Annotated in this window: 20 protein-coding genes; 6 read left to right on the forward strand and 14 right to left on the reverse strand. The window is 57.8% G+C overall.

What is annotated here, in order from left to right; translation table 11 throughout:
* Position 1: 1 nt before the first annotated feature.
* Complete coding sequence (gene secD, locus ACR0BI_RS04800) at positions 2–1,663, reverse strand: protein translocase subunit SecD (RefSeq protein WP_170597971.1); 1,662 nt, start codon at positions 1,661–1,663, stop codon at positions 2–4.
* Positions 1,664–1,696: 33 nt separating this feature from the next.
* Positions 1,697–1,984 carry a preprotein translocase subunit YajC gene (gene yajC, locus ACR0BI_RS04805; RefSeq protein WP_155151194.1) on the reverse strand — a complete coding sequence of 96 codons (288 nt, stop codon included), beginning with the start codon at positions 1,982–1,984 and terminating at the stop codon, positions 1,697–1,699.
* Between the two features lie 192 nt (positions 1,985–2,176).
* Here yajC and ACR0BI_RS04810 point away from each other — a divergent pair, with 192 nt between their 5' ends.
* Complete coding sequence (locus ACR0BI_RS04810; RefSeq protein ID WP_480438678.1) at positions 2,177–3,841, forward strand: mechanosensitive ion channel family protein; 1,665 nt, start codon at positions 2,177–2,179, stop codon at positions 3,839–3,841.
* 72 nt (positions 3,842–3,913) lie between these two features.
* Complete coding sequence (serS, locus tag ACR0BI_RS04815; protein ID WP_480438680.1) at positions 3,914–5,206, forward strand: serine--tRNA ligase; 1,293 nt, start codon at positions 3,914–3,916, stop codon at positions 5,204–5,206.
* A 52-nt stretch (positions 5,207–5,258) separates the two neighbouring features.
* Here the strand turns inward: serS and ACR0BI_RS04820 are convergent, their stop codons facing one another.
* The 5 genes from ACR0BI_RS04820 to ACR0BI_RS04840 all read right to left on the reverse strand — a co-directional run bounded on the left by ACR0BI_RS04820 (position 5,259) and on the right by ACR0BI_RS04840 (position 10,642).
* Entirely contained in the window at positions 5,259–5,855 is a 597-nt protein-coding gene (locus ACR0BI_RS04820) for a helix-hairpin-helix domain-containing protein (protein WP_480438682.1), read from the reverse strand.
* Between the two features lie 88 nt (positions 5,856–5,943).
* Complete coding sequence (locus ACR0BI_RS04825) at positions 5,944–6,930, reverse strand: fatty acid desaturase (protein WP_170396376.1); 987 nt, start codon at positions 6,928–6,930, stop codon at positions 5,944–5,946.
* 164 nt (positions 6,931–7,094) lie between these two features.
* Positions 7,095–8,558 carry a ribosome biogenesis GTPase Der gene (gene der / locus ACR0BI_RS04830; protein ID WP_480438684.1) on the reverse strand — a complete coding sequence of 488 codons (1,464 nt, stop codon included), beginning with the start codon at positions 8,556–8,558 and terminating at the stop codon, positions 7,095–7,097.
* A gap of 49 nt (positions 8,559–8,607) precedes the next feature.
* Positions 8,608–9,930 carry a PQQ-like beta-propeller repeat protein gene (locus tag ACR0BI_RS04835; protein ID WP_480561334.1) on the reverse strand — a complete coding sequence of 441 codons (1,323 nt, stop codon included), beginning with the start codon at positions 9,928–9,930 and terminating at the stop codon, positions 8,608–8,610.
* A gap of 40 nt (positions 9,931–9,970) precedes the next feature.
* Positions 9,971–10,642: a hypothetical protein gene (locus tag ACR0BI_RS04840; RefSeq protein WP_170396370.1), complete on the reverse strand. Its 672-nt coding sequence runs from the start codon at positions 10,640–10,642 to the stop codon at positions 9,971–9,973.
* 226 nt (positions 10,643–10,868) lie between these two features.
* On the opposite strand from ACR0BI_RS04840, the gene ACR0BI_RS04845 reads away from it, so the two are divergent.
* Positions 10,869–12,092 (forward strand): efflux RND transporter periplasmic adaptor subunit, encoded by a 1,224-nt coding sequence (locus ACR0BI_RS04845; RefSeq protein ID WP_170612415.1) that lies wholly within the window; start codon positions 10,869–10,871, stop codon positions 12,090–12,092.
* A complete protein-coding gene (locus tag ACR0BI_RS04850; protein ID WP_480561333.1) occupies positions 12,089–15,904 on the forward strand; it encodes an efflux RND transporter permease subunit in 3,816 nt (1,271 codons plus the stop codon). The genes ACR0BI_RS04845 and ACR0BI_RS04850 overlap by 4 nt, the downstream gene beginning before the upstream one ends.
* A 46-nt stretch (positions 15,905–15,950) precedes the next feature.
* Here ACR0BI_RS04850 and ACR0BI_RS04855 read toward each other — a convergent pair whose 3' ends face one another.
* The 3 genes from ACR0BI_RS04855 to ACR0BI_RS04865 all read right to left on the reverse strand — a co-directional run bounded on the left by ACR0BI_RS04855 (position 15,951) and on the right by ACR0BI_RS04865 (position 19,622).
* Positions 15,951–16,274 (reverse strand): hypothetical protein, encoded by a 324-nt coding sequence (locus ACR0BI_RS04855; RefSeq protein WP_170663717.1) that lies wholly within the window; start codon positions 16,272–16,274, stop codon positions 15,951–15,953.
* A 136-nt stretch (positions 16,275–16,410) separates the two neighbouring features.
* Positions 16,411–18,222, reverse strand: a complete 1,812-nt coding sequence (locus tag ACR0BI_RS04860; protein WP_170565844.1) for an ABCB family ABC transporter ATP-binding protein/permease — start codon at positions 18,220–18,222, stop codon at positions 16,411–16,413.
* A gap of 59 nt (positions 18,223–18,281) precedes the next feature.
* Positions 18,282–19,622 carry a LysM peptidoglycan-binding domain-containing protein gene (locus ACR0BI_RS04865; RefSeq protein WP_480561332.1) on the reverse strand — a complete coding sequence of 447 codons (1,341 nt, stop codon included), beginning with the start codon at positions 19,620–19,622 and terminating at the stop codon, positions 18,282–18,284.
* Positions 19,623–19,748: 126 nt separating this feature from the next.
* On the opposite strand from ACR0BI_RS04865, the gene ACR0BI_RS04870 reads away from it, so the two are divergent.
* On the forward strand, positions 19,749–20,300 hold the full coding sequence (locus tag ACR0BI_RS04870; RefSeq protein ID WP_170396357.1) for a TIGR00730 family Rossman fold protein: 552 nt from the start codon (positions 19,749–19,751) through the stop codon (positions 20,298–20,300).
* Positions 20,301–20,349: 49 nt separating this feature from the next.
* Here ACR0BI_RS04870 and ACR0BI_RS04875 read toward each other — a convergent pair whose 3' ends face one another.
* Together ACR0BI_RS04875 and ACR0BI_RS04880 are read right to left on the reverse strand one after the other, a co-directional pair.
* Complete coding sequence (locus tag ACR0BI_RS04875; RefSeq protein WP_170396355.1) at positions 20,350–20,802, reverse strand: baeRF12 domain-containing protein; 453 nt, start codon at positions 20,800–20,802, stop codon at positions 20,350–20,352.
* A 284-nt stretch (positions 20,803–21,086) separates the two neighbouring features.
* Positions 21,087–21,686, reverse strand: coding sequence for a superoxide dismutase (locus ACR0BI_RS04880; RefSeq protein ID WP_113789565.1), 600 nt, complete (start codon positions 21,684–21,686; stop codon positions 21,087–21,089).
* Positions 21,687–21,787: 101 nt separating this feature from the next.
* On the opposite strand from ACR0BI_RS04880, the gene ACR0BI_RS04885 reads away from it, so the two are divergent.
* Positions 21,788–22,555: an FkbM family methyltransferase gene (locus ACR0BI_RS04885; RefSeq protein WP_170663719.1), complete on the forward strand. Its 768-nt coding sequence runs from the start codon at positions 21,788–21,790 to the stop codon at positions 22,553–22,555.
* Positions 22,556–22,664: 109 nt separating this feature from the next.
* Here ACR0BI_RS04885 and ACR0BI_RS04890 read toward each other — a convergent pair whose 3' ends face one another.
* Positions 22,665–23,231, reverse strand: a complete 567-nt coding sequence (locus ACR0BI_RS04890) for a sarcosine oxidase subunit gamma (protein ID WP_480561331.1) — start codon at positions 23,229–23,231, stop codon at positions 22,665–22,667.
* The gene (locus ACR0BI_RS04895) at positions 23,224–26,238 is read right to left on the reverse strand and encodes a sarcosine oxidase subunit alpha family protein (protein WP_480561330.1); all 3,015 of its coding nucleotides are present in this window, start codon (positions 26,236–26,238) and stop codon (positions 23,224–23,226) included. The genes ACR0BI_RS04890 and ACR0BI_RS04895 overlap by 8 nt, the downstream gene beginning before the upstream one ends.
* Positions 26,239–26,278 lie beyond the last annotated feature (40 nt).

Here is a 26,278-nt window from a genome sequence, read left to right on the forward strand (position 1 = left end):
GTCAAACCTCGATCGTTTTCGGACGGCGGCGTTCGAACCACATCACGATCATCAGACGCGTCACAAAGATCGCGGTGAAGACCGAGGTCAGAATACCCAGACCAAGCGTAATGGAGAAGCCGCGCACGGGACCACTGCCCATGGCAAACAAGATGGTTGCGGTAATGAATGTGGTCACGTTTGCGTCCAGAATGGCCGAAAGCGCTTTTTCGTATCCCAGCTCGATGGCACGCGCCGGACCTTTGGCAGATTTCAGCTCTTCGCGGATACGCTCGAAGATCAGCACGTTGGCGTCAACTGCCATGCCGACGGTCAGCACGATACCCGCGATCCCGGGCAAGGTCAGCGTGGCGCCGATCAGTGAGAGCAGGCCAAACAAAAGCCCCACGTTCAGGATCAGCGCAACATTGGCGAAGATGCCGAACAGGCCGTAGCTGAGAGCCATAAATACCAACACGGCGACAAAAGCCACGATTGTCGCGACCTTACCTGCGTCGATACTGTCCTGACCCAGCTCAGGGCCGATGGTGCGCTCTTCCAGGAAATCCAGACCTGCAGGCAAGGCACCTGCGCGAAGAAGGACGGCCAAATTGGTGCTTTCCTCAACCGTGAAATTGCCAGTGATGATGCCCGAACCACCTGGGATATGGCTTTGGATTACAGGGGCCGAGATCACCTCGTCATCCAGGACGATAGCAAAGGGTGCGCCAATGTTTTCCAGCGTGTAATCGCCGAATTTGCGCGCTCCAGAGGTGTTGAACCGAAAGCTGACCGCAGGGCGGCCGTTCTGGTCGAAGGATGGCTGCGCGTCGACCAATTCTTCACCGGTCACGACGGGTGCGGCATCCAGAGTGTAATACACACCATCTTCATCGATCGAAGGCACAAGCTTCTCACCAACGCCCGGAATTGCATCCGGGTCAGTCCCGCGTCCAACGACAGGATTGAATGTCAACTGTGCCGTCGTGCCGATAATCTCTTTGAGCTCCCCGGCGCTGCCGATACCGGGCACCTGAATAAGGATACGATCAGCGCCCTGGCGCTGGATAGTTGGTTCGCGTGTGCCAACCTCGTCGATCCGACGGCGGATGATCTCAAGGGACTGGCGCACAGTACGATCATCCGAAGCAAGCTTTTCGGCCTCGGACAGTTGGACAACGATAGTGTCCCCCTCAGCGCGGGCCTCTATATCTGTTGCCCCTGCCCCGGTCAGCGTCTGCACCTGTCGGGCCAGACCGCGCACAACCTCTAATGCGCGGGACATGCCCTCGGGTTGGCTGATGCGCACGCGAATCTCGTCAGGCGCCGAATCCTGACGACGGATCGTGCCGACCGTCGCGCGTTCATCACGCAGCGCGTCGCGGATTTCGGGCCACATCGCCTCCATCCGGGATTCGTAGACATCATCAACCTTGACCTCGGCAAGCAAATGCGCGCCGCCGCGCAAGTCGAGCCCGAGATTGACCAGAGACGACGGCAGCCAGTTCGGCCATTGCGCGGCCTCGGCCTGCATTTCAGGTGTATCAATGCCCAGCTCAATCGCAGCCTTGGCATCGTTAGATTGTTCTACGCGCGTATAAAACGCATTCGGCAGGGCAAGGAACAGACCGATCACACAGACCGACCAGATCAGAACCCGCTTCCAGGAATCAATTTGCAGCATTACCCTGCCTTTTCAAGGAATTGTCGCGCGAAGTTACTTCGCAGGTTCGGTCTTGTTCAGAACCTGAGCGATGGTCGATTTGACCACGCGAACCTTAACGCCCTCGGCGATCTCGACTTCGATCTCGTTGTCGCCTTCCTTGACCTTCGACACCTTGCCGATCAGCCCGCCTTGGGTGACAACCTGATCGCCCCGGCGCACGGCTTCGACCATGGCCTGATGTTCCTTCATCTTTTTCTGCTGCGGACGGATCAGCAGAAAATACATAATCGCGAAGATCAGGATCAGCGGGAGAAACTGGGCGATTGCGCCACCTTCCATGGGATATTCCTTTGTTCTGATGATGCAGAGAGCTCTCTGCAAAGTTTGCGGGAACCTATGCTTTGAAACATGGGTTTGCAAGCAAACCTGGCCCCATTTCGACCATCGGGTTCAAAGGTTTGCTGCCGGACGTTGCAGATATGTTCTAGGCAGACCCTTCCAGTCAGATATAGTCCTGTGGCAGGAGGCCTAATGATTCAATCAATCCAGACCCTTGGCGCATTTGTTCGCCTGATGCTCGTGACAACCTGTATAGGTCTTTTGGCGTCGCCCGTATGGGCACAGAACGCCACTAGCGAAGAGCCTGCTATAGAAGACACTGAATCAGAGATTTTTCAGGCTCCGGTTATCGTTGACGGCGACACCTTGTTTCACCTGCGCGGCTCCAGCGCGCTGCCCGCTCCGGAACGGGCCGCGAGTGTACAGAACAAGATCATCGAAATCGCCGAGGCCTCAGACGCCGAGCAGGTCTCTATAACCTTCGAGGACTCAGAGTTCGGCATTCGAATCTTTGCCGATGGTGTTCAAGTTTCGATCGTGACCGATGCCGATTCCGAGCTTGAGCAGATGGACTTGAACGTTCTCAGTTTGTTGCACGGCGACGCTATTAAACAATCCATTGAAAGCTATCGCGCAAACCGCACCGAACAGGCGCGTGTTTCGGGTGCCATCGAAGCCTTAGCATGGACAGCTGGATTCGCGCTTTTTGTCGTCGTTATCCTGTGGCTGCACCGGCGCATTCGCCGCCGTACGCTGAAACTGGTCAAGCGTTACCTCAAGGATGTCGAAACCGCGACCGCAAAAAGCGTTCAGGCCGAGGCCATCGCCGCGTTGATCCGGTATGCTCTGAATTTTGTCCTGCTGGTGATCTTTTTCCTCGGCTTCTACTACTACCTTTCCTTCGTTCTGCTTGCCTTTGCCGAGACGCGCTATTTCGCGCAACTCCTGCTGACCTACTTGACCGAACCGGTCCTGCTAATCTTCAAAGGCATCCTCAGCTACATCCCAAACCTGATCATGTTGATACTGATCGCATGGATAACGCTGTATATTATCCGGGGCATGCGTGTGTTCTTTGACGCCGTCGAGGCGGGAACCTTTGACATGGGCGATTTTGAAAGCCACTGGGTGAACCCGACCTTCAACATCGCCCGCGTCGTCGTTATCCTGATCGCTCTGGTCTTTGCTGTCCCTTACATCCCCGGGTCAGACTCGGCGGCGTTTCAGGGGCTGACGATTCTGGTTGGTGCCATGCTGTCGCTGGGCGCAAACTCGGTCGTGTCGAACATGCTGGCGGGGCTCTTCGTGATCTATCGCCGCTCAACTTCGATCGGGGATCGGATCCAGATCGGGGAACATATTGGCGATGTGGTGCAGATCAAGCTGATGGAGACGCACCTTAAGTCCATCAAGAACGAACTGATCTCGATCCCGAACGCCCAGTTGATGAATTCGGACGTGGTGAATTTCTCGAAGAGAACCGACGGTAGCGGGTTGCTGCTGCACACGACCGTAGGCATCGGGTACGAAGAGCCACCCGAGAAAGTTGAGGCAATGCTGATAGAAGCCGCCCATCGCACCAAGGGGATCAAGGCAAAGCCCGAACCCTTTGTTTTATGGACCGCATTGGCCGATTACGCGATAAACTATCAGATCAACGGTTATACCACGCGGGGCAGTATCATCCCGAAAATCCGCTCGGACCTGCATCGCAACATCGTGGCCGTGTTCAATGAGAATAACGTGCAGATCATGACACCTTCGTACATGGCCGACCCGCCCGAGCCGAAAATCCCAACCGAAGAGTGGGATGGCCATCTGGCGCATGAATCCCACGAGGAATCGGATAAGTCGTAACCGGTGCTACACCCTGCCATTCAGATGGTGCATAAGCGGATTCAGTGATTCACGCAGTTAAGGATCTGAACCATGCACGACATCCGCGCCATACGCGAAAACCCAGCCGCCTTCGACGCCGCCCTTGCGCGCCGCGGGGACGCGCCGGTGTCGTCAGACCTGCTGAGGCTGGACGAAAGCCGCCGCGCCAAGATTCTGGCTGCTGAGACAGCTCAGGCCGAGCAGAACAAGGCCTCCAAGGAGGTTGGCGCTGCCAAAGGGCGCGGGGATGAAGCTGAATTCGAACGCCTGCGCGCTCTGGTCGCCGAGAAAAAGGCCGAAGTGGCCCGGATGCAGACCGAAGCCAAGGATCTGGACGCTCTGCTGGCCGACCAGCTGATCCGCATCGCGAACCTGCCCGCCGAGGATGTGCCCGAAGGCGCGGATGAGAACGACAATGTCGAAATCAACCGCTGGGGCACACCACGCGAATTGGATTTCGAGACGAAAGAGCATTTTGAAATCGATGCCGTTCAGAATGGCATGGATTTTGAGACGGCTGCCAAACTCTCCGGCTCGCGCTTTGTGCTGCTGTCGGGCGGCGTCGCTCGCATCCATCGAGCTTTGGCGCAGTTCATGCTGGACACCCATATCAACGAGAATGATCTGACCGAGGTCAACGGCCCGGTTCTGGTTCTCTCGGAAATGATGCAGGGCACCGGCCAGTTGCCGAAGTTTGGAGAAGACAGCTATCAGACCCGCGAAGGCTGGTGGTTGATTCCAACCTCCGAAGTGTCGCTGACCAACATCGTCAACGACACGATGATCGAGGAGAGTTACCTGCCTCGCCGCTATACCGCGCATTCGCTGTGCTTCCGGTCCGAGGCTGGTAGTGCGGGCAAGGACACACGCGGGATGCTGCGGCAGCACCAGTTCGAAAAGGTCGAGATGGTCTCGGTCACCCATCCGGACAAGTCGGATGATGAACAGAAGCGTATGCTGCGCTGCGCCGAAGGCATTCTCGAAAAGCTGGGCATCCCCTATCGCACCGTGATCTTGTGCACCGGCGACATGGGCTTTGGTGCACGACGCACTTACGACATCGAGGCGTGGCTGCCGGGCCAAAATACCTATCGCGAGATCAGCTCGGTCTCGACATGCGGGGATTTTCAGGCGCGCCGCATGAATGCGCGCTTCCGGCCAGAGGCCGGGGGCAAGCCAGAATATGTCCATACCCTGAATGGTTCGGGCCTGGCCGTGGGGCGCTGCCTGATAGCTGTGTTGGAAAATGGTCAGAATGCGGATGGGACGGTCACCCTGCCCGAGGTTCTGGCACCCTATCTGGGCGGCAAGCTAACCCTTCAGACCAACGGCACGCTGACATAAAAAAACCGGCGCATTTAGGCGCCGGTTTCCGATCAGACAAGGCGGAGAAGTATCACTTCTTCGCCTTTTTCTTATCTTTCTTCTTTCCGGGCTTCTTGTCGGACTTCTTCTTATCAGACTTCTTATCGTCCTTCTTTTTGGCGTCCTTTTTCTTAACGTCTTTTTTGGGCTTCTTGTTTTTCTTACCCTTCTTGGACTTTTCTTTGACCTTTTCCTTAGCTTTGGAAAACACCGCCTCCATTTCAGACTTCTTCTTGGCCGCCTTTTCAGCCTTGGCCTTGGCTTTCGCCTTTTTCTTTGCTTTGGCCTCGGCAGCGGCCTGTTCTGCCGCCGCGCGCTCCTTTGCCGCCTTACGCTCGGCCTCGGCCTTGTTCGCAGCCGCATTGCTTTTGGCTGTCGCGCGCTGCACAGCCGATTTCCGCTCTGCAGGCTTGCGGGTAGCAGCGCGGGGCGCGGGCTTGGGCTTGGCACCAACGACTTCTTTCGCAGCCGCGATCAGCTTAGCCGCGCGAGTGGAACCGACCCGCGGGGTGCCGGACAGATCTTCCGGTTTGGCCTTGGCAATGGCTTCTGCTGTTTTGTAGCCCTTTGCATTAAAGGCCTTTGCCAGCGCTGGCCCTACGCCACGCACCTCAGTAACTGCGGTCATTTCGTTTCCTTTCGTTAACTCCCCCAGATTGTAAACGCACAGCACATACGTTCCTGCGAGAGCGCCAATTCAAGAATTAGATAGGAGGTTACCCGCTTTCGGCCAGGCGATGGCCTGCAGTCCGGCTGGGAAATGGGACAAGTCTTTTGGCATCTTCATCCCATAGTTTCAGATTCAGCGCCGCCACTGCCTCGGGAAACTTAATCCGTCGCGGTGTGTATTCTGGCGGCAGGTTATAGTGGCACGCGCGCAGCCGGTAAGATGGGATGCGGGCATTGAAATGGTGGATGTCATGCAATGTGATGCAGGCCACCGCATTATCGAACCACCAGCCGAAATCCAGCGCCGAGGACCCCTCCAACGCAGCCAGCTTCGGATCCAGTTCGGGGCGGCGATCCCAGTAGGTGTCTTCGAAATTGTGCTGCAAATACACCAGGAACACCCCAAGCATCCCGCCCAGCAGCGAAAACACCAGCCAGACCAGAATGCCGGTGGCACCGGCGATCAAATACAGCAGCCCCAAAAACACAACAATCGAGAGGTTGTGCAGCACCACGCCCATCACGCCGAACCGCACGGTGTTCTTGGGCCAGCGATAGCGGATGAAGTATGTGAATAGCGCGCCAACCGGCACCAGAATGAAGGGATTCCGATACAGTCGGTAAAACAAACGCTTTTTCCAATCCGCCTCGTTCCATTCGCGCAGCGTCATGGTGTGGATTTCACCGGTCTCGCGATGCTCGAGGTTGCCGATTCCGGCGTGATGCAGATTGTGGTTCTGCTTCATCACCTCGAACGGGGCAAATGTGAAGGGCGATAACCCATGGCCAGCCCATTCGTTCTGCTCGCGCGTTTCAAACAACGAATGGTGCCCGCAATCATGCTGCAGGACATAGAGACGCACGGCAGAGAAGGCAAAAACGATCCCGGCCGGGATCATGATGTACCAGCGGTCGACATAGGTGATCGCCAATGTAAGCGATGCGAAATACACCGCGAATGTTCCGAAATAACTTAGCGCGGCAAGCTTGTTGTCCTGTACCGCGTATTGTCTTGTATATTCTCTCAGATCCATCACGCCCGCTCCCCACGGAGGTCCGACCAATCACAAATTCAAAATTAAGTGCGGAGATCCCGCAAACAAGCAGCACGTGCAAAACAAATGCACGTGCTTGAATGCTAACGCGCAGAAACGGGGCTGTCACGCCCCCTCTCTGAAAATGCTTGAAATTAGCGCAGTTACGCCCGTCCCTTGAGATGCTTGGCCAGTGCGCCTGCGTTTTTCTTGCGCCGCCCTTTGTAGGGGTTCTTGTCCCCTTGCCCGCGCAAAGTCAGGCGGATCGGAGTGCCCGGCATATCAAAATCCTCGCGCAGGCCATTGACCAGATAACGCGAATAGCTGTCAGGCATCTTGTCAGGGTGCGAGCACATGACCACAAACCCCGGCGGACGGGTCTTGGCCTGCGTCATATACCGCAGCTTGATCCGGCGCCCCTGCGGGGCTGGCGGCGGGTGCTGTTCCAGCATGGCGGTCAGCCAACGGTTCAGCGCAGCGGTCGGCACGCGGCGGTTCCACACGTCATGGGCACGCAATATCGCGGCGCGCAAACGTTCCAAACCGCGGCCTGTTTTAGCGGAGACTGTGATCAGCGGCGCTCCACGCAACTGCGGCAGCAGACGTTCGAAGGATTCTTTCAGATCGCGCAGCTTTTCCTGTTTGTCTTCTTCGATGTCCCATTTGTTGACGGCGACGACCACAGCACGACCCTCACGTTCGGCCAGATCGGCAATGCGCAGGTCCTGTTGCTCGAATGGGATAGCCGCATCCAGCAACACGACGACGACCTCGGCAAACTTGACTGCGCGCAGCCCGTCGGAAACCGAGAGTTTCTCAAGCTTCTCCTGCACCTTGGCCTTCTTCCGCATCCCGGCGGTATCAAAAATCCGCATCGGGGTGCTGTCCCCATCAGGGTCGGCCCAGTCGATCCGCAAGCTGATCGCGTCGCGCGTGATCCCGGCCTCGGGGCCGGTCAGCAGTCGATCCTCGCCGATGATCTTGTTGATCAGGGTGGATTTACCGGCATTCGGACGACCAACTACAGCGACTTGCAGGGGTTTGTCAGCGGTGATCAGCGGGGCTTCGCCTTCCCCGTCTTCGTCCAGCTCGATATCGGTTTGCGGCGTCTCTTCTATGCGCGCCTCTTCAGCCGCGTCAGCCAGTGGCATCAATTGCGCATAGAGGTCCGTCATCCCCTCGCCATGTTCGCCCGACAGACGCACCGGCTCGCCAAGGCCTAGGTTGTATGCTTCAAGCACGCCCGCATCAGCCGCGTTCCCTTCGGCCTTGTTCGCTGCCAGGATCACGTGTTTGGAGCGCTTACGCAGAATCTCGGCGAACATTTCGTCCGTGGGCGTCAAGCCCACCCGCGCGTCAATCATGAACAGGCAGACATCGGCCATGTCCACTGCACGCTCGGTAAGGCGGCGCATCCGACCTTGCAAGCTGTCATCGGTTGCGTCCTCAAGACCCGCCGTGTCGATCACGGTAAAACGCAGATCGCCCAGCCGCCCTTCACCTTCGCGCAGGTCACGCGTCACGCCGGGCTGGTCGTCGACCAAAGCCAGGCGTTTGCCCACAAGGCGATTGAACAGAGTGGATTTGCCCACATTCGGGCGCCCCACGATGGCGAGGGTCAGCGACATGATATTCAACTTTCAAGACTCAAGATGCGCCCTTTAACGCATCTTGTCGTCAACGGAAAGCGTGCAGTTCGCCCTTGGTCGACACAACATACAGCGTCTGACCCGCCACAACCGGTGCCGTGGTCGCGCCACCCGGCACTTCGACCTGATGCACCAGCGCTCCGTCGACGGGATTGAAGAAGCGCAGATAGCCGTCGTTCGAAGCCACGACAAGGCGTCCACCGGCCATGATCGGGCCGTAATGGGCAAAGATCGGACCCCGGCGGCCCGGCTTGTTCTTGACAAAGCCCGGCAGATCGATGGCCCAGACAGTCGAGCCATCGGCTGCATCCAACCGTACCAACTGGCTGCGATCACTGATCAGGAAAACACTGTTCCCCGCCGGCCAGACTGTGTCAACGGCCCCCTCCGGTGCTGTCCAGTTCCGCTCACCCGAATTCCCGTCGAACGAGACCGTGCGCCCCGAATGGTTGCCGATTATGACCGAACTACCCGACACCATGGGCCCGGCGGTCACATCCACGATCTGAGCTGCCGCTCGGCCCCGACGCCCGCCTGCAACGGACGCGTTCCAGCGTAAAATACCGCCCCGGCGGAATGTTGCCGCGACATCACCCGATCCAAAGGCAAAGACTGACAGGTCCGAGGCAATCACGGGAGCAGGTGCACCCAGAACGTTGCCGACGCTCGGCGTGCCTTCGATTTGCCAGATGATCCGCCCATCCTTGGTATTCACCGCCCAACCGGTTTCGTCCCCGGCCACCAGATAGAGTATGCCGCCGCTAACCAAAGGAGCACCGCTGCCAGTTGCATTCAGACGTTTCTGCCACCTTTGCGCCCCGGATTTCGCATCGAGCGCGGTCAACCTACCGAAACCCGACGAGACATAAAGCACACCGTCGGCATAGGCGAGCCCTCCGCCTGTGGCATCCCCGTCCTTTTCATTCGGCGGGATCAGGTTTGTGCTCCAGGCGACCTGCCCTTGGGGCGTAACAGCCGAGACAATTGCCCCGGAATCGAGCGTATATATCAGGCCACCAGCAACAACAGGGTCTGCGGTGATCCGCTGTTTTCGGCTATCGCCGGACCCAATGTTAGCAGACCAAATACGCTGCGGTGTGGCACTCAGCGCTGCGTTTGTAGTGCGGAAGGCGGGTGTTCCCGCGCTTTGCGACCAGTTGGCGTTGCGGCTTTGAGCCGGAATACTGATCGGTTTGGCGCCACGGGTTTCAACGGTTTCGTTGTCGATGGAGGCACGAATATCCTCACGCTCACCCGGCAGAATGACTTCGGGTTCCTGACAGGCGCTGAGAACGGTGAGCGCGGCTGCCGCAACCGGCAATCCGAAGCCTGAGAAATAACGTGATAGCATAATCTACAAACTCGCCTGTGATGTTCCGTTTCGCTGCCGGTTAACCCTGCTGGTTCGCCACGGGCTCGGGTTCGCCCCCAAGCGCGACGATCAGTTGAGCCGCGCGCTGTTGCAGATCGACGCTGGCCTCGGCGTCCTGGCGCAACGCCTGCAAACGGTCCAAAGCGGCTTGCGTATTGCCCTCGGCCACATCGATCAGGGCCAATTGTTCTTCGGCGAGCAGACGCAAAGGAGCACCAGGTATGGCCAGCGCTTCGAACTGTTGACGACGATCCGCCACTGGCATCGTGTCAGTTTGCAGTAGCAATGCCTTGAAACTTGCAATCGCGCGATAGATTTCAGGCAAATCCCCCTGCGTGGCGATCGCGTTCAGACTGTTCACCGCATCTTGCGCCGATCCGGCCTCGGCCTGAGAGGCGGACAGCAACATGTTCAAAACCGCGTCACCGCCGACAGACGCAGCATCGATCGCCTGCAGGCTTTGTGCCCGTTCGGCCGATCCGTTTTCAGCCAGCGCCGACAGAATCGCATCACCCAGAGCCTCGGCCTGGTTGGTATCACGTGCTTTTCGGTATTCGTTGAACGCAGCGCCCCCGACAATGGCCACGACAGCCAGCACACCGACCCAGCCCCAACGGCGCAAAAGAAGGTACATGCGATCGCGGCGCACCTCTTCGGTGACCTCTTCAATAAAACTGTCGGCGTCGCTCATCCCTGCCCCCAGGCTTAAGTGTCCGGTTTTCTAGCGCCATGTCATACCCCGGCGATCAGGCCAAGCCAAGTGCCCGAATTCATACATTTGCCACCATGTGGGTGACCCTTGCGTAAAAAACTAAACCGAACTATTCAGTTCAGTATGGAAAAGACATGGCCACAGCCCCATTTTAAGGGATAGCGGCTAAAGCCGACCGCGCGAACAGATCTGGAGATTCTACCGCATGCGATTGATTTCATTCGTTAACGCCATTTTGGTTATTGTTGCGTTGTATTTTCTTGTTTTCGAGCGCGACGCGCTGTTTGCGTTTGCAGGTCGCGGAGACGAGCCATCCGAGACCGCGACCGAGGCCTCGGAATCGGTGCAATCACCGGACTCGATCGGCGTTGTCGTGCTGCGCTCGACTGCGCGCGAGATCGGCAGCGCCGTTCAATTACGGGGTCAGACCAAGGCAAACCGCCAGGTCGAGGTCCTTGCCGAAACCATTTCGACAGTCCTGTCCGAGCCCAAGCGCAAAGGAGCTTTTGTCGAAGCAGGAGATCTGCTGTGCGAGCTTGACCCCGGAACCCGGCCCGCGAGCCTGGCCGAAGCCATGGCAGCCAAGCTTGAGGCCGAAAGCCGCGTTCCCGAGGCCGAAGCGCGCCTGGAAGAAGCTCACGCCCGTTTGGCTGAAGCCGAAATCAATCTGAAAGCAGCCCGCAAGCTGTCGGAAACCGGGTTTGGATCAGAAACGCGCCGTATCTCAAGCGAAGCCGAAATGAGCACTGCCGAGGCCGGAATCAAATCCGCCGAGGCCGGTCTGGAAGCTACGCAAGCCGGGATTGAAGCCGCCACCGCAGCAGTAGCAGCCGCCCAGCGCGAGATTGATCGCCTGACCATCAGCGCACCGTTCAAGGGTCTGCTTGAAAGTGATACTGCGGAATTGGGCAGCCTGATGCAGCCCGGCTCGCTCTGCGCAACCGTCATCCAGCTCGATCCGATCAAGCTGGTGGGTTTTGTGCCTGAATCAGAAGTGAATCGGATCATTGTCGGATCGATGGCAACTGCGCAGTTGGTTACGGGGCTGCAGGTCGAGGGGCGCGTGACCTTCCTCAGCCGTTCGGCTGATGAGACCACGCGGACATTCGAGGTCGAGATCACAGTGCCAAACCCGGAACTGCTGATCCGTGACGGCCAAACCGCCAACATTCAGATCGCGGCCGAAGGGGTCAAGGCACATCTGCTGCCCCAATCCGCACTGACCTTGAACAATGAAGGTGAGCTTGGTGTTCGCACCGTGGTAGCCGACAATGTCGTTGATTTTGTTCCGATCCGCCTTCTGCGTGACACCGCTGATGGTGTATGGGTTGGTGGCCTGCCGGAAACTGCTGATATCATCGTGATCGGGCAGGAATTCGTCACACGTGGTGTGACGGTCGCGCCGACATACAGGGAAGCATCGCAATGACGGGTATCGTCAGTTGGGCCGCAAGCCGTGCCAGAATGGTGCTGGCTTTCATCGCGATTTCGCTGGTTATCGGTGGGTATGCTTATGTCGGGCTCCCAAAAGAGGGTGAACCCGACATCGATATCCCGATGCTCTTTGTGTCGGTGCAGTTTCCAGGGATTTCAGCCGAGGACAGCGAAAGCCTGCTGATCAGGCCGATGGAAACCGAGATGGCCGATCTCGACGGGTTGGACACAATGACCGCCACCGCCGCCGAGGGCTACGCAGGCATTCTGCTGGAGTTCGAGTTCGGTTGGGACAAATCCGCCACAATCGCGGATGTTCGCGATGCCATGAACACCGCGCAAGCTGATTTCCCTGATGGGGCTGAGCAATACACGATTACCGAGGTCAACTTCTCCGAGTTTCCCATCGTCATTGTTAACCTGACCGGCCCGGTACCTGAGCGTACAATGGCGCGCGTTGCCAAAGATCTGCAGGACGAACTTGAGGCGTTGGACGCAGTGCTGGAAGCTGGCATTGCCGGAAACCGCGATGAAATGCTTGAGGTCGTGATCGACCCGCTGCGGCTTGAGGCCTACAACGTCACGGCCGCCGAACTGATCAACGTTGTGCAGAACAACAACCAACTGATCGCGGCAGGTGAGGTCGAGACCGAACAGGGCACGTTCTCGGTCAAGATTCCGTCGTCATTTAAGACTGCTCAGGACGTCTATGGCCTGCCTGTCAAGGTCAACGGAGACCGCGTGGTCACCTTAGGCGAACTGGCCGAAATCAACTATACGTTTGAAGACCGCGCGGGCACGGCCCGGTTCAACGGCGAACCCACCGTCGCGCTGCAGGTCGTCAAGCGCAAGGGCTTCAATTTGATCGACACCGTTGCGCTGATCAAAGCCACTGTCGCCGAAGAACAAATCAAGTGGCCAGCCGAACTGCAGGCCGCTGTTGATGTGGGCACCTCAAACGACCAAAGCCGCATCGTCGATTCAATGGTGCGCCAGCTTGAAGGATCGGTTCTGACCGCTGTCGCGCTGGTTATGATCGTGGTGCTGGCTTCGTTGGGAACACGCGCCGCGTTGTTGGTGGGTTTTGCCATTCCAACCTCGTTTCTGTTGTGCTTCGCCTTCCTCGCGATGATCGGGGTCACCATCTCGAATATGGTGATGTTTGGCCTGATCCTTGCCGTGGGCATGCTGGTCGATGGCGCCATCGTTGTTGTGGAATATGCCGACAAGCGCATTAAAGAAGGCGTTGGTCCGATGCACGCCTATGTCGAGGCGGCGCAACGGATGTTCTGGCCGATTGTTTCGTCGACGGCCACGACCCTGTGTGCATTTCTTCCGATGTTGTTCTGGCCCGGTATTCCCGGCGAGTTCATGAAGATGCTGCCCATCACGCTGATCTTCGTTCTGTCGGCCTCGCTGATCGTGGCACTGATCTACCTGCCGGTCGTGGGCGGTGTCTCGGGCCGTATGAGCCGCAGTTTCGAGCGCAGCTCGAACTGGCTGCGAGCCCGCACGCCTTGGTGGCTGCGAGTGCTTCTGGTGCCGCCTTCACTATATATGATCTTCCTCGGCGCAATGCAGGTCTTGAACCCCAACTATCTGCTGCCCGGCGGTTCACTTTCTGGCGTGCTACTGTTTCTGTTCGGCGCCTTTGCTGGGTCGGTCACGCTGAGTGCTGCCAAGATCGAACGCGCCCCGGATGAACATGTTCATACCGCTAAAGAGCACACGCCCTTCGGTTATGTGATCAAGTTCCTAGTCGGCAATCCGGTCATGCCGGTGGTGTCCATCGCAGTCGTCTTTGCGGCGGTGTTCTGGGTCGCATTCATCATATTCCCGCAAAACTCTCGCGGCGTTGAATTCTTCGTGGAAAGCGAACCGGAACAGGCCACGGCCTATGTCCGGGCGCGCGGCAACCTGTCTCTGGCTGAAAAGGACGAAATGGTTCTTGAGGCCGAGCGCGTAATCAGCGAACACCCGGCGGTGATCAACGTATTTGCCTTTGCGGGCGAAGGCGGGCTCAATCAGAACAATGGCGGTGCAGAAGCCCCCGCCGACACAATTGGTCGCGTCCAGTTCGAGCTCATTCCTTGGGAAGATCGCCCAATCAGCTCTGAACAGATTACCGGTTGGTTCTGGGGACCGATTGCAGGCCTACTTGGCTTTGCAAAGGAAGAGGTCGCGGCGGAATATGACGGCAATTTTGTTCTGGACGAACTGACCGCAGAGCTGGCAACCCTTCCTGGCTTTATCGTTGATCTTCAGGCGCTGGAACAAGGTCCTGCTTCCGCCAAGCCCGTTCATCTGCGCATCAAAGGCGATAGCTGGGAGGATCTGACGGCCGCGACCGTCACAGCACGAGAAGCCTTTGACACCACACCCGGCTTGATCAAGATCGAGGACACCCTGCCCCTGCCCGGCATCGACTGGCAGATCGACGTGGACGTGGCCAAGGCGGGTCGATTCGGCGCGGACGTCGCAACCGTTGGCGCGATGGTACAGCTTGTGACGCGTGGCATCTTGCTGGGTGAAATGCGACCGGATTCAACCGATGAAGAGGTAGAAATCCGCGTCCGCCTACCTGATCAGGATCGCGTCCTGTCGACGCTGGATACGCTGAAAGTTCGCACACCGGACGGGTTGGTCCCCCTGTCGAACTTCGTCACCCGCAAACCCGTGGCTAAGCTCGCCGAGATCAATCGCGCGGATCAACAGCGCTACTATGACGTTAAAGCGGATGTCGAGCCTGGGCTGAGCAAGATCGTGACCACCGGTCCTGACGGTGCAGAGCTGCGTTTGGCAACCGTGCGCGCGATTGGCGAAGGTGCCACACCAACTGGCACCACGATTACCAGCGCGGACGGAGCAGAGTTCGAACTCGTTCAACTAACGGGTGCCGAGAACGTGGGTGAAGTGCGGTCCGCCATCGAAAGCGGTGACGCTCGGTTTGCCCTGATCAATCCGAACGAACGGATTGCCGTGCTGACCGAGTGGCTGGAAACCGACCCTTTTGGTCGCACCATCACTTGGGAATGGACCGGCGATCAGGAGGATCAGGCTGAAAGCCAGGCGTTCCTGTCCAGCGCATTCCTGGCAGCACTGGGTCTAATGTTCGTGATCCTGCTGGCGCAGTTCAACTCGTTCTACAACTCGGTGCTGGTGCTGCTGGCCGTGGTTCTGTCTACGACCGGCGTGTTGCTGGGCATGATGGTAATGCAACAACCGTTCTCGATCATCATGACCGGGACCGGGATCGTGGCGTTGGCCGGTATCGTGGTGAACAACAACATTGTTCTGATCGACACCTACCAGGAATATAGCGGCTACATGTCTCGCATTGATGCAATTGTCCGCACGGCTGAGGCGCGCATCCGTCCGGTTCTGCTGACTACGCTGACAACAATGGCGGGTCTGACCCCGATGATGTTCGGCCTGTCGCTGGATTTCATCGGCGGAGGGTATTCGATCGACAGCCCCACGGCATTGTGGTGGAAACAGCTGGCCACGGCGGTGGTCTTTGGCTTGGGTACGGCCACGGTGTTGACACTGATCGTGACGCCGTCATTCCTGGCGCTGCGAGTGTGGGTCACAACCTACGCGGTATGGCTGGGTAAGGCGCTGGCTCGCGCCACGGCGGGTCGATCCAGCCAAATCGCGCAGGACATGGCGATCGGCCAAAGCGCGCGAGATGTGCAAGCAGCCGAAATGATCTGGACCGATGAACAGGATAAAGCTGCCCTTGATCAGAGCGCTCAGGACGATCGCCCCGATCATCCTCCAACAACACCGTTGAAAGCGGCGGAATAAAAAAAGGCGAACCTTCGGGCTCGCCTTTTCAATTCTGGCAGAAGCGTTACTCGACGAACGCGTATTCGCCCAGATCACACAGGTTCAGACCATAGTCTTCAATTGATTCCCCGTCGCTGAAAATACCACGGATGTCATAGACACAGGTGGTCAGCCCGTCCGCAATAAGGACGTCTACTTCGTAATCCGCGCCCAGATAACCACCCTCAAGCAGGTTGCCTTCCCAGCTGCCGGACGAGGCCGGAGACACGTTGAACTCAACCAGGTCATAGCTGGTTTCGTTGATAATCAAGAATTCCAGATCCTCGGCTGCCGCCGAAGTGGCCATCAACAGTGTTGCAGTCAACGCTGCTGCTGCTCGCATTTTCATGAAGTTTTTCCTTGTCTGTGTTTCGGTCTGCAAAGTGTCGCGGCGGCGGGTCCGCGTCAAACGGAAACCGTACCACAGCAGCCGATTTTCTTTTCGAACCGATCCGCACAATCATTGGAAGTCAAGGCTGTCGGGCCTAGGCCGCTTCGCTGTCGGCCTGTTGACGGTTCCATAGCTGGGCATATCGCCCTTCGCGGCTGAGCAGCTCATCATGCGTTCCCTGCTCGATGATCTCACCACGTTCCAGAACGACGATCCGATCGGCCTCGGCAATGGTGCTAAGGCGGTGTGCGATGGTGATCACCGTCCGCCCCTCACCCGCTCGGGCCAAAGCATCTTTGATGTCCTGCTCGGTATCCGTATCCAAGGCTGACGTCGCTTCGTCCAACAACAGGATCGGCGGGTTTTTTAGCAAGGTTCGGGCGATGCCGACGCGTTGCTTTTCACCGCCTGATAGTTTCAGGCCGCGTTCGCCGACCTTGGTATCGTACCCTTCTGGAAGGCTGACGATGAAATCATGAATCTGCGCGGATTTGGCGGCGGTCTCTACATCCTGCTGGGTCGCACCTTCTCGCCCATAAGCGATATTGTATCGGATCGTGTCATTGAACAGGACCGTATCCTGCGGAACGACGCCGATTGAGGCATGCAGGCTTGACTGGCTAACATCGCGCACATCCTGCCCGTCGATTTTCAGCGACCCGCCGGTGACATCGTAGAACCGAAACAGCAGCCGCCCGATTGTGGATTTCCCAGACCCGGTGGCGCCGACAATCGCAACGGTCTGACCGGCTGGTACGGCCAAGGAAACGCCCTTGAGGATTTCGCGATCAGGCTCGTATCCAAAGCGGACATCTTCAAGCGTGACCTCCCCACCATTTACCTTCAGGTTCGGGGCGCAGGGTTTGTCCATCACTTCTGCTGGCTGTTCCAACAGATCAAACATCTGCCCCATATCCACCAGTGATTGACGAATTTCGCGGTACACCGTGCCAAGAAAATTCAGCGGTACGGTTATCTGGATCATGTAAGCATTAACCATCACGAAATCGCCGACGGTCAGCGCCCCCTTCTGCACGCCCATTGCAGCCAGAACCATCACGCCAATCAGGCCACATGTGATCAGGAACGACTGACCAAAATTCAGGAATGCCAGCGAATAGGCCGTCTTCAGCGCGGCCTTCGCGTAACCTTTCATCGAAACATCATACCGTTCGGCTTCGCGGGTTTCGGCATTGAAATACTTGACTGTTTCGAAGTTCAGCAGGCTGTCGATGGCGCGCTGGTTGGCCTCGGTATCCTGATCGTTCATCTCGCGCCGCAGCTTCACGCGCCACTCGGTCACCGCAAAGGTGAACCATATGTAAAGCGCAATCGTCACCGCAACGACGACCAGATACCAGACGTCGAATAACCATAGCAGGATGATCGACACCAGAAGCAATTCCAGAATCAGCGGCCCGATTGAAAACAGCAGAAACCGCAACAGAAACTCTACGCCTTTCACGCCCCGCTCGATTATCCGGCTGAGACCACCCGTGCGCCGGGTCACGTGATAGCGCATCGAGAGCTGGTGAATGTGCTGGAACGTCTCAAGCGCCAGCGCTCGCAGCGCGCGTTGCCCAACCGGTGCAAAGAACGCATCCCGCAATTGCTGGAAGCCAACAGTCATCATGCGGGCCACACCATAGGCAACGGTCAATCCAATCGCACCCAACGCAAGCGGCGGTACACCTTCGCCCGCCAAACCATCCACGGCACCTTTGTACAGGATGGGAGTATACACAGCGATCAGCTTGGCCAGCACCAGCATCGCCATCGCCAAAATGACACGCCGTTTCACCCATGGCTCGTCCTCGGGCCAAAGATAGGGCGAAACCTTGCGGATGGTTCGCCAGCCCGAACGATGCTCGTCCGTGTCGGTTTTGATCGCGGATGGTTGTCTCATCACGTACCTTAACTGCGGTCAGAGAAAAGCCCTGGCCCGGGTTGGGCCAGTGGTCATGTTTATTCAGGAATGGTGAAAATCTGCCCTGGATAGATCAGGTCAGGATCACGGATCGAATCTTTGTTAGCCTCGAAAAGTTTGACATACAGCACACCGTCACCAAACCGGTCGCGCGAGATCGCCCAAAGCGTATCACCCTTTTGAACCGTGACCGAGCGGATCGCCGGAGCGTCGGTTGAGGCCTCACCCGGATTGGTGGTTTCGGTCGCGCGCAGGACCTCGACGGGTTCGCGTTTGAACGGCGTCTCAAGCCTGCTGACCACAGTGCCATCAGGGGCAACCTCATCCACTCTCAGAGTGTAAACTCCGGGGTCAATGCCCTCGACCTCGCCGCGCCATTGCCCGTCAGTCGCTGGTGCAATGTCGGCCACAAGCTGGTTGTCCAGATACAAGCGTACGGCCGATCCATCCTGTGCCCGCCCGGTCAATTCCACATCACCCGCGTCCGAATAGCCAATCGTGTCCAGGGCAATCTGCTCTGGCGGCGTATCCTGAACAGTGGGTGCTTGCAAAAGTTCAACCCCTTCTTCGCCCGAGCGCAGGATCGCAACTTGCTGGTCAGGCGCGTCGCCTGATTCCGGCTGAGTTTCAGTCGCGGGCGCGGTCTCATTCACAGGTGGCGTTGCGGCACCTGCAACTTCTGGTTCATTCTCTTCGGTTTCAACTTGGTTGGCTGCTTGCTGATCGGTTGTTTCCGTATCCGTCGTCTGTGCCTCGGCAAACTCTTCGACCGGCTCATCGGCAGCGGGCTCCGACACGGCCGGTGGGGCCGGTTCGGGCAGCGCCGCGATCAGATAATCATCTGAACGGCTGGTGTCTTCGCCTTTCCGGGTCTCAAGAACAAGCCCGCGAGCGTCGTCTGCAAACGGGATCGATACAAACTCGGCGAACTGGCCGCTGTCATCGACGGTGAAGCTGTGAACAGTCTCACCGTCCAGCAGAACACTGACCTCGGACCCCGGTTCGGCATTGCCGGATAGTACCGCATTTCCATCGGACTCAACGAATATCTGATCCAGAACCGGCGCGGCCACAACCGGAACATCCGCATCTTCGCTATCCGGAGTTTGATCGGAAATCTCGGGCGGTGTGTCTTCAGCAACAGATTCGCCGGCTTCCGCCGCCTGGCGTTCGGGCTGCGCCTCCGCTGGCTGGGTTTCCGGCTCGGCGACCTCCGCAATCGGCTCAGATGTTTCGGTTGCTTCCTGCTCAGCCTGCTGTTCCGGCTCGCCGAACAGACCGGACAGGTACAACCCGCCCGCAACGAGCACCACAACGATCCCGGCAACCAGCCCCCATATGAAGGTACCAGAACCTCCGCTTCCCGATTTGGCGTTCATTCTTTTCCTTTCACTCCGCCCGGGAAATGCCCAGTTTGGCGCGCATTTCATGGAGCGGTTGAGCCAACCTATCAATCCCGCTATCAGGGGTCAAAACCCCTAACACAAGAGCAGAGAGCCCTACCTATGTCCCAGAAATCCGTCTGTGTGTATTGCGGGTCACGCAATGGTGTGAATCCTGCCTACTCCGCCGCTGCCCACAGCTTTGGAACCTTGTTGGCCAACGAAGGCTGGCGGCTGGTCTACGGGGCCGGAGATGTGGGTCTTATGGGCGAGGTCGCGCGGGCGGCACAATCGTCCGGCGGCGATACATTTGGGGTGATCCCGGTGCACTTGCTTCAGCGCGAGGTCGGCAAGACCGACCTTACCCGGTTCATCGTGACCGAGACGATGCACGAGCGTAAAAAAGTGATGATCATGAACGCGGATGCCGTAGTTGTCCTGCCCGGCGGCCCCGGATCATTGGACGAACTTTTCGAAGCACTGACATGGCGGCAACTGGGGCTTCATGACAAACCCATTCTGGTGATGAATGTTGACGGGTACTGGGACACGCTGCACACGCTGCTGAATCAACTGATCGGTCAGGGGTTTGCAGATGGTTCTCTGGCAGAATTCATCACCTGGGTCGACACACCGGATGCGACCATGTCCGCGCTTCGCAAATTACTGAACTAAGAAAAACTGGCAATCGGGCGGCGCAAACCGCCCGAGTCTCAGTATTCGTTTAGGCAGGTTTCGCCAACCGAGTCTTCAGTATCCGTTCGACCTTGTGCAACGGGTGGTTTGTGAGTGTTTTGTCGACTTCGGCCACAACCTTTGCCAGCACTTCACTGTGCAGCCGACGGCGCAACAGGCCCAGAACATGCGGACTGGCAACCAACACCAATCGTTTATAGGCCCCTTTCAGCCCCTTGCGATTCAGAAGGTTCGCCACATCCTGAACGAACAGAGATTTTGCGTGGGACTTCCATGTCTCCTCTTCAACTGCAGATTTCTGGTTCGGTCCCGTATCGGGTCGCCGCCCTGCCCTGTCACTTGGCTTGGTCGGTGCTGCGTCCTGTTCTTCGACCGACACGACGACCAAGTTGGGGTCCTGTGCGTCCGTGATATTCTCCATCACCAGCGCTTTTTCCCCATCGGCGATGATAACCCATGTTCCCTGTTCAAGTGCAGCCATTCGTGATCTCCTGTATCGCTTAGGTTGGCCTTCGCCTGTCCCTTAGACACACCTGTTTAACGATGCGGCGTTGGTGTTTCGCTCGCATTTTGATAGGTTTTTGGTTGATTGGCGGTACTCTCCCTCCGCCTACTTTACGTAGGTGCTGAAAGGCCGTGCACAATAGGTGGAATAATGAAAGTTGACGTACCGGCAGGTTTTTACCGGCCACCCATCAATTCATAACAAAAAGCCCGCCAGCATCACTGCCAGCGGGCCATTCATTAAGTTCTACCAAGTGGAAATCACATCCGCGAGGCGACGTTTTCCCAATTTACAAGATTGTCGAGGAAGTTCGACAGATACGCCGGACGCTTGTTGCGGAAATCGATGTAATACGAGTGCTCCCACACATCACAGCCAAGCAGTGCGGTTTGACCGAAGCACAGCGGGTTCACGCCGTTTTCAGTTTTCGTCACTGCCAACGAACCGTCGGCATTCTTGACCAGCCACGCCCAGCCGGAACCGAACTGACCGGCACCGGCAGCGCTGAACTGCGACTTGAATTCGTCAACCGAACCGAAGCTTTCGGTCAGAGCCTTCTCCAGCTCACCGGGCATCGCGTTGCCACCGGGGCCCATCATCTCCCAGAACTGGTTGTGGTTCCACAGCTGGCTGATGTTGTTGAAGATACCGTTCTGCGCGACGGCATTTGCGTCGTATGTGCCAACGATGATCTCTTCCAGTGACTTGCCGTCCCACTCGGTGCCGGCGATCAGCTTGTTGCCGTTGTCGACATAGGCCTTGTGGTGCAGGTCATGGTGATATTCCAGCGTTTCCGCGGACATACCCTTGGCTGCCAGCGCGTCATGTGCATAAGGAAGATCAGGAAGTTCAAAAGCCATCTCGGCCCCCTGTTGAAAATGAATGTTGCGGTTCCAAAGGTTAAATGCTTTGACAGCCGCCGCAGGTCAAGGGCCGCAACACAAAAACCCGGAGGTCCGCGATGCTGACACAGGCGCGCAAAATGTTCTATCGCGCCCGCGGATACTATGCGGGCAACTTGAACGGTGAACCCTTTCGCCTGGACCCCTATCACTCGAAATTCTGGCGCAAGGTATCAGCCGGGGAGTGGGAACCTGAGACATTTTCGGTGCTGGACCACTATCTGTCGCCCGAAAAGGACTATCTTGATATCGGTGCATGGATCGGCCCCACGGTCCTCTATGCCGCGCGCCGCGCTCGCCATGTGTGGTGTTTTGAGCCTGACCCAGTGGCTTACCGCCATTTGGTCTGGAACCTAGAGCTGAACGACATCCGAAACGTATCAGCCTTCAGCATCGCCTTGTCAGATGGGTTTGGAGTGACACGAATGGCTTCAGCGCACGGAGAGGCAGGCGATTCAACGTCATCATTGCTCCACGAAGGAAGCCATGGCACCGACGCACTTACCATCGGTTGGGATCAATTTTCTGAATCCGTCGACCTGACTGATGTCTCTTTGGTCAAAATGGATATCGAAGGCGCTGAATTTTCGGTCCTGCCTTCTATGCTGTCTTGGTTAGAAAAAGATAACCCTGCGCTGTTTCTCTCAACGCACGCACCTTATCTGAGCGTAGACAACCGCAGCGCGGCCATGAAAAAACTATCAGAAGACCTGGCTTTCTATCGCCAATGCCACGACCCACACACACGCGAAACCGGTGAGTCCGCCCTCACGGGCCAGCGTGCACTCACTCAGTTCCCGACATTCCTGTTCAGCACGACCCCCTGAGACCCGAACCAGAGATCCGACCTTCATCTAAACAGAAATATCCTGGGAGTGAGGCCGCAGGCCGAGGGGGCAAAGCCCCCTCACCCACATATCATCAGGCGATCAGGGCTTAATAAACCCCGACCTCGCTGCCGGGCTGCGCCGCAACCTTCAGCAATTTGAACGCATAGTCCGCCGCAGAGCGGAAGCAGACGATGCGGAAAGTCTCAGCGTCGTCCATCCAGAAGGCACCTGCCACCTGCGCCAAACGCGAACGGCGGATCTGGCCGGGTTGGAATGCCTCGGCCGACAGCTCAACCGGAGCCAGCTTGCCCAATACCTCGCGCGTGTTCGCGCCCGAAACGCGGAATACGGCCCGCGCGTCGGAGACGTTGACCGCCAGTGCGTGCGTACCACTTAGCGCGTTGGTCATCGCGGCGAGTTTGGCCTCGACCTCGGCATAAGGCACAAGCACCAGCAATTCGTCGGTGGACATCCAGCAAACACCGGTGTCGCCATTCACAAACGCTTCACGCTGACCGGGCACTTTCTGCCCGGTGGCGTCTTTGACAACCTTAGCCAGTACCTTATCCGACAGATCACCGCGCAGTGTGATCATGCCCTGTAGGCCGCATTCCTCGATCTTGGCGATGCCATCATATGAGGCGTGGTTCAGTGCGCTGATGGGTTCAGACATTCTGCTTCTCCCCGTCCTTGTCATAGAAGATCGGGTCCACGATCTTGGCCTTGTAGGTTTTGCCGTCAGTGCCCGGGAACTCGACCACTTCGCCCATCCGGTCGGGGCCGTGTTTGATCAGGCCCATGGCGATGCCTTTGCCCAGATTGGCCGAGTAGTAGGTCGAAGTTACGCGACCGATCATGTTGCGCTGACCGTTCGCATTCACGCCCTCGCCCACCGCATAGGCACCGTCCGGCAGAACCGATCCATCCACAGTCTCAAGACCAACCAGTTTCCAGCGCTCAGGATCGGCCATATGGGTCCGCGAATGGGCGCGTTTTCCGAGGTAATCCTCTTTCTTTTTGGACAGCGCCCAGTGCAGCCCCAGATCCTGCGGGATCACGGTGCCGTCGGTCTCATCGCCGATCATGATAAAGCCTTTCTCGGCACGCAGAATATGCAGACATTCGGTGCCGTATGGCATCACTCCGAACTCCTGCCCTGCCTCGATCAGAGCGTCCCAGAACGCCTGACCTTGGCTTGCAGGGACCGCGATCTCATAGGACAGCTCACCCGAGAACGAGATACGGTAGGCCCGCGCGTCGAATGCGCCGATCTTGCCATCGCGCCATTCCATGAAGGGCAGCGCCTCTTTCGACAGATCCATGCCGCCCAGCTTCTCAAGTACCTTGCGGGCGTTCGGACCTACCACGGCGACCTGCGCATATTGCTCGGTGACGTTCGCGACGTAGACTTTCCAGTCCCACCACTCGGTCTGCAGCCATTCTTCCATGTGGCCATGGATACGCTCGGCCCCGCCGGTGGTGGTGTGGCACAGCCACGTGTCCTCATCGATGCGGGCAACAACGCCGTCGTCGATCAGGAAGCCATTCTCGGAACACATCAGGCCATAGCGGCATTTGCCGACCTTCAGCGTGGACATCATGTTGGTGTACATCATGTCCAGGAACTTGCCTGCGTCGGGGCCTTTGACGATCAGCTTGCCGAGGGTCGAAGCGTCCAACAGCCCGAGGTTTTCGCGGGTGTTTTTAACCTCGCGATTCACCGCATCATGCACGGATTCTCCGGGTCGCACATAGGCATAGGTTCGACGCCAATGGCCGACCGGCTCCCAATCGGCCCCGTTCTTATCGTGCCAGTTATGCATCGGCGTTTGACGGATCGGCTGGAACACCTCACCACGCGCTTCACCACCAATCGAAGCCATCGAGATTGGAGTATATGGCGGGCGGAAGGTGGTGGTACCGACCTTCGGGATCTCCGAATCCAGCGCATCAGCAAGGATTGCCAGACCGTTGATATTACTCAACTTACCCTGATCCGTTGCCATGCCCAGCGTGGTGTAACGCTTGGTGTGCTCGACACTTTCATAGCCCTCGCGCGCAGCCAGTTGCACGTCCGAGACCTTGACGTCGTTCTGGAAGTCCAGCCACGATTTCATGCGCAGATCAATCTCGGCATTAGAAGGCATGAGCCAGACAGCGGCCATTGGGGCCTCGGCCGTAGTCTCACCAACTGGCGCTTTGGTGCGCTTCGCGGAGAACCCGGCCGCCTTCGCTGACGCTTTGCCGGCAGTATCTGCATCCTTCAGGACATCCCCCAGGGCCAGCGGGCCGTTCGAAGCCCCTGCCGCCAGAACAAAACCTTCACCGTCTGCCCCCAGCGGAGGACGTGAAGGATCGGGGCGGAAATGCGCGTTCGCCTCGTCCCAGATCAGCTTACCGCCGCAATGCGACCACATATGCACGACCGGAGACCAGCCACCTGACATGGCAATCGCATCGCATTCGACCTCTTCCCGGGCGCCTCCGATCCCCTCTTGATTGCAGATCGCAACTTTCTTGACCCGCTTGCCGCCTTTGACCTTTGCGATCGCCTTGCCCGGATCGACGCGGATACCCAGCTGACGCGCCTCTTCGGCCAGAGGTCCGGCGGTGTCGCGCGCATCAACCACGCGCAGGACATCGACACCGGCCTGTTTCAAGGTAATTGCAGTCCGGTAGGCGTCATCATTGTTGGTGGCGACAATCACACGCTCGCCCGGCGTCACGCCCCAGTTGACCACATAGTCGCGCATGGCAGAGGCCAGCATAACGCCAGGCACATCATTGCCTGCGAATGACAGCGGACGCTCGATGGCACCGGTCGCGGTCACGACCTGCTTCGCACGAATGCGCCACAGGCGGTGACGCGGCCCCTGAACACCCGGTTTGTGGTCTGTCAGACGCTCATAACCCAGTACATAACCATGGTCATAGACCCCCGCACCCATGCAGCGATTGCGCATGGTGACGTTGTCCATTGTTTCGATTTCGGAAACCAATTGTTCCACGAACTTATCCACAGGCTCACCATTGATGGTTCCGCCATCAACCGGAGCACGACCACCCCAGTGCGCAGTCTGCTCGATCAGCATCACCTTGGCACCGGTTTGGGCTGCCACCTTGGCGGCCTGCAAACCCGCGATACCACCACCAATCACCAAGACATCAGTGAAGGCGTAAAAATGCTCGTATGTGTCCGCGTCACGGTTGTCCTTGTCGGGCGCTTTGCCCAAACCCGCCGACTGGCGAATAAACGGCTCGTAAACATGTTTCCAGAACGGTTTCGGATGGATGAACATCTTGTAATAGAATCCGGCTGGCAGAAACCGCGACAGATGCGTATTGATCGCGCCGATGTCGAACTCGAGGTTCGGCCAGTGGTTCTGTGACGCGGATGTCAGACCATTGAACAGCTCTGTCGTGGTGGCGCGCTGGTTCGGCTCAAACCGGTTGCCCTCACCCAGACCGACCAGGGCGTTTGGCTCTTCCGCGCCACTGGCGACCACGCCGCGCGGGCGGTGATACTTGAACGACCGGCCCATCATCATCTGATCATTTGCCAGCAAGGCAGACGCGAGCGTATCGCCCTCGTAGCCCTGCATCGAGGTGCCGTTGAAGGTGAAGTTGACCTTTTTCGACCGATCAATCAAACGGCCATGTTTTGCGAGACGGGTGCTCATGATGCGGACCTTTCGCAGGCGGTATTTTGGATGGCTGTAC

Source organism: Ruegeria sp. E5 (assembly GCF_056534105.1).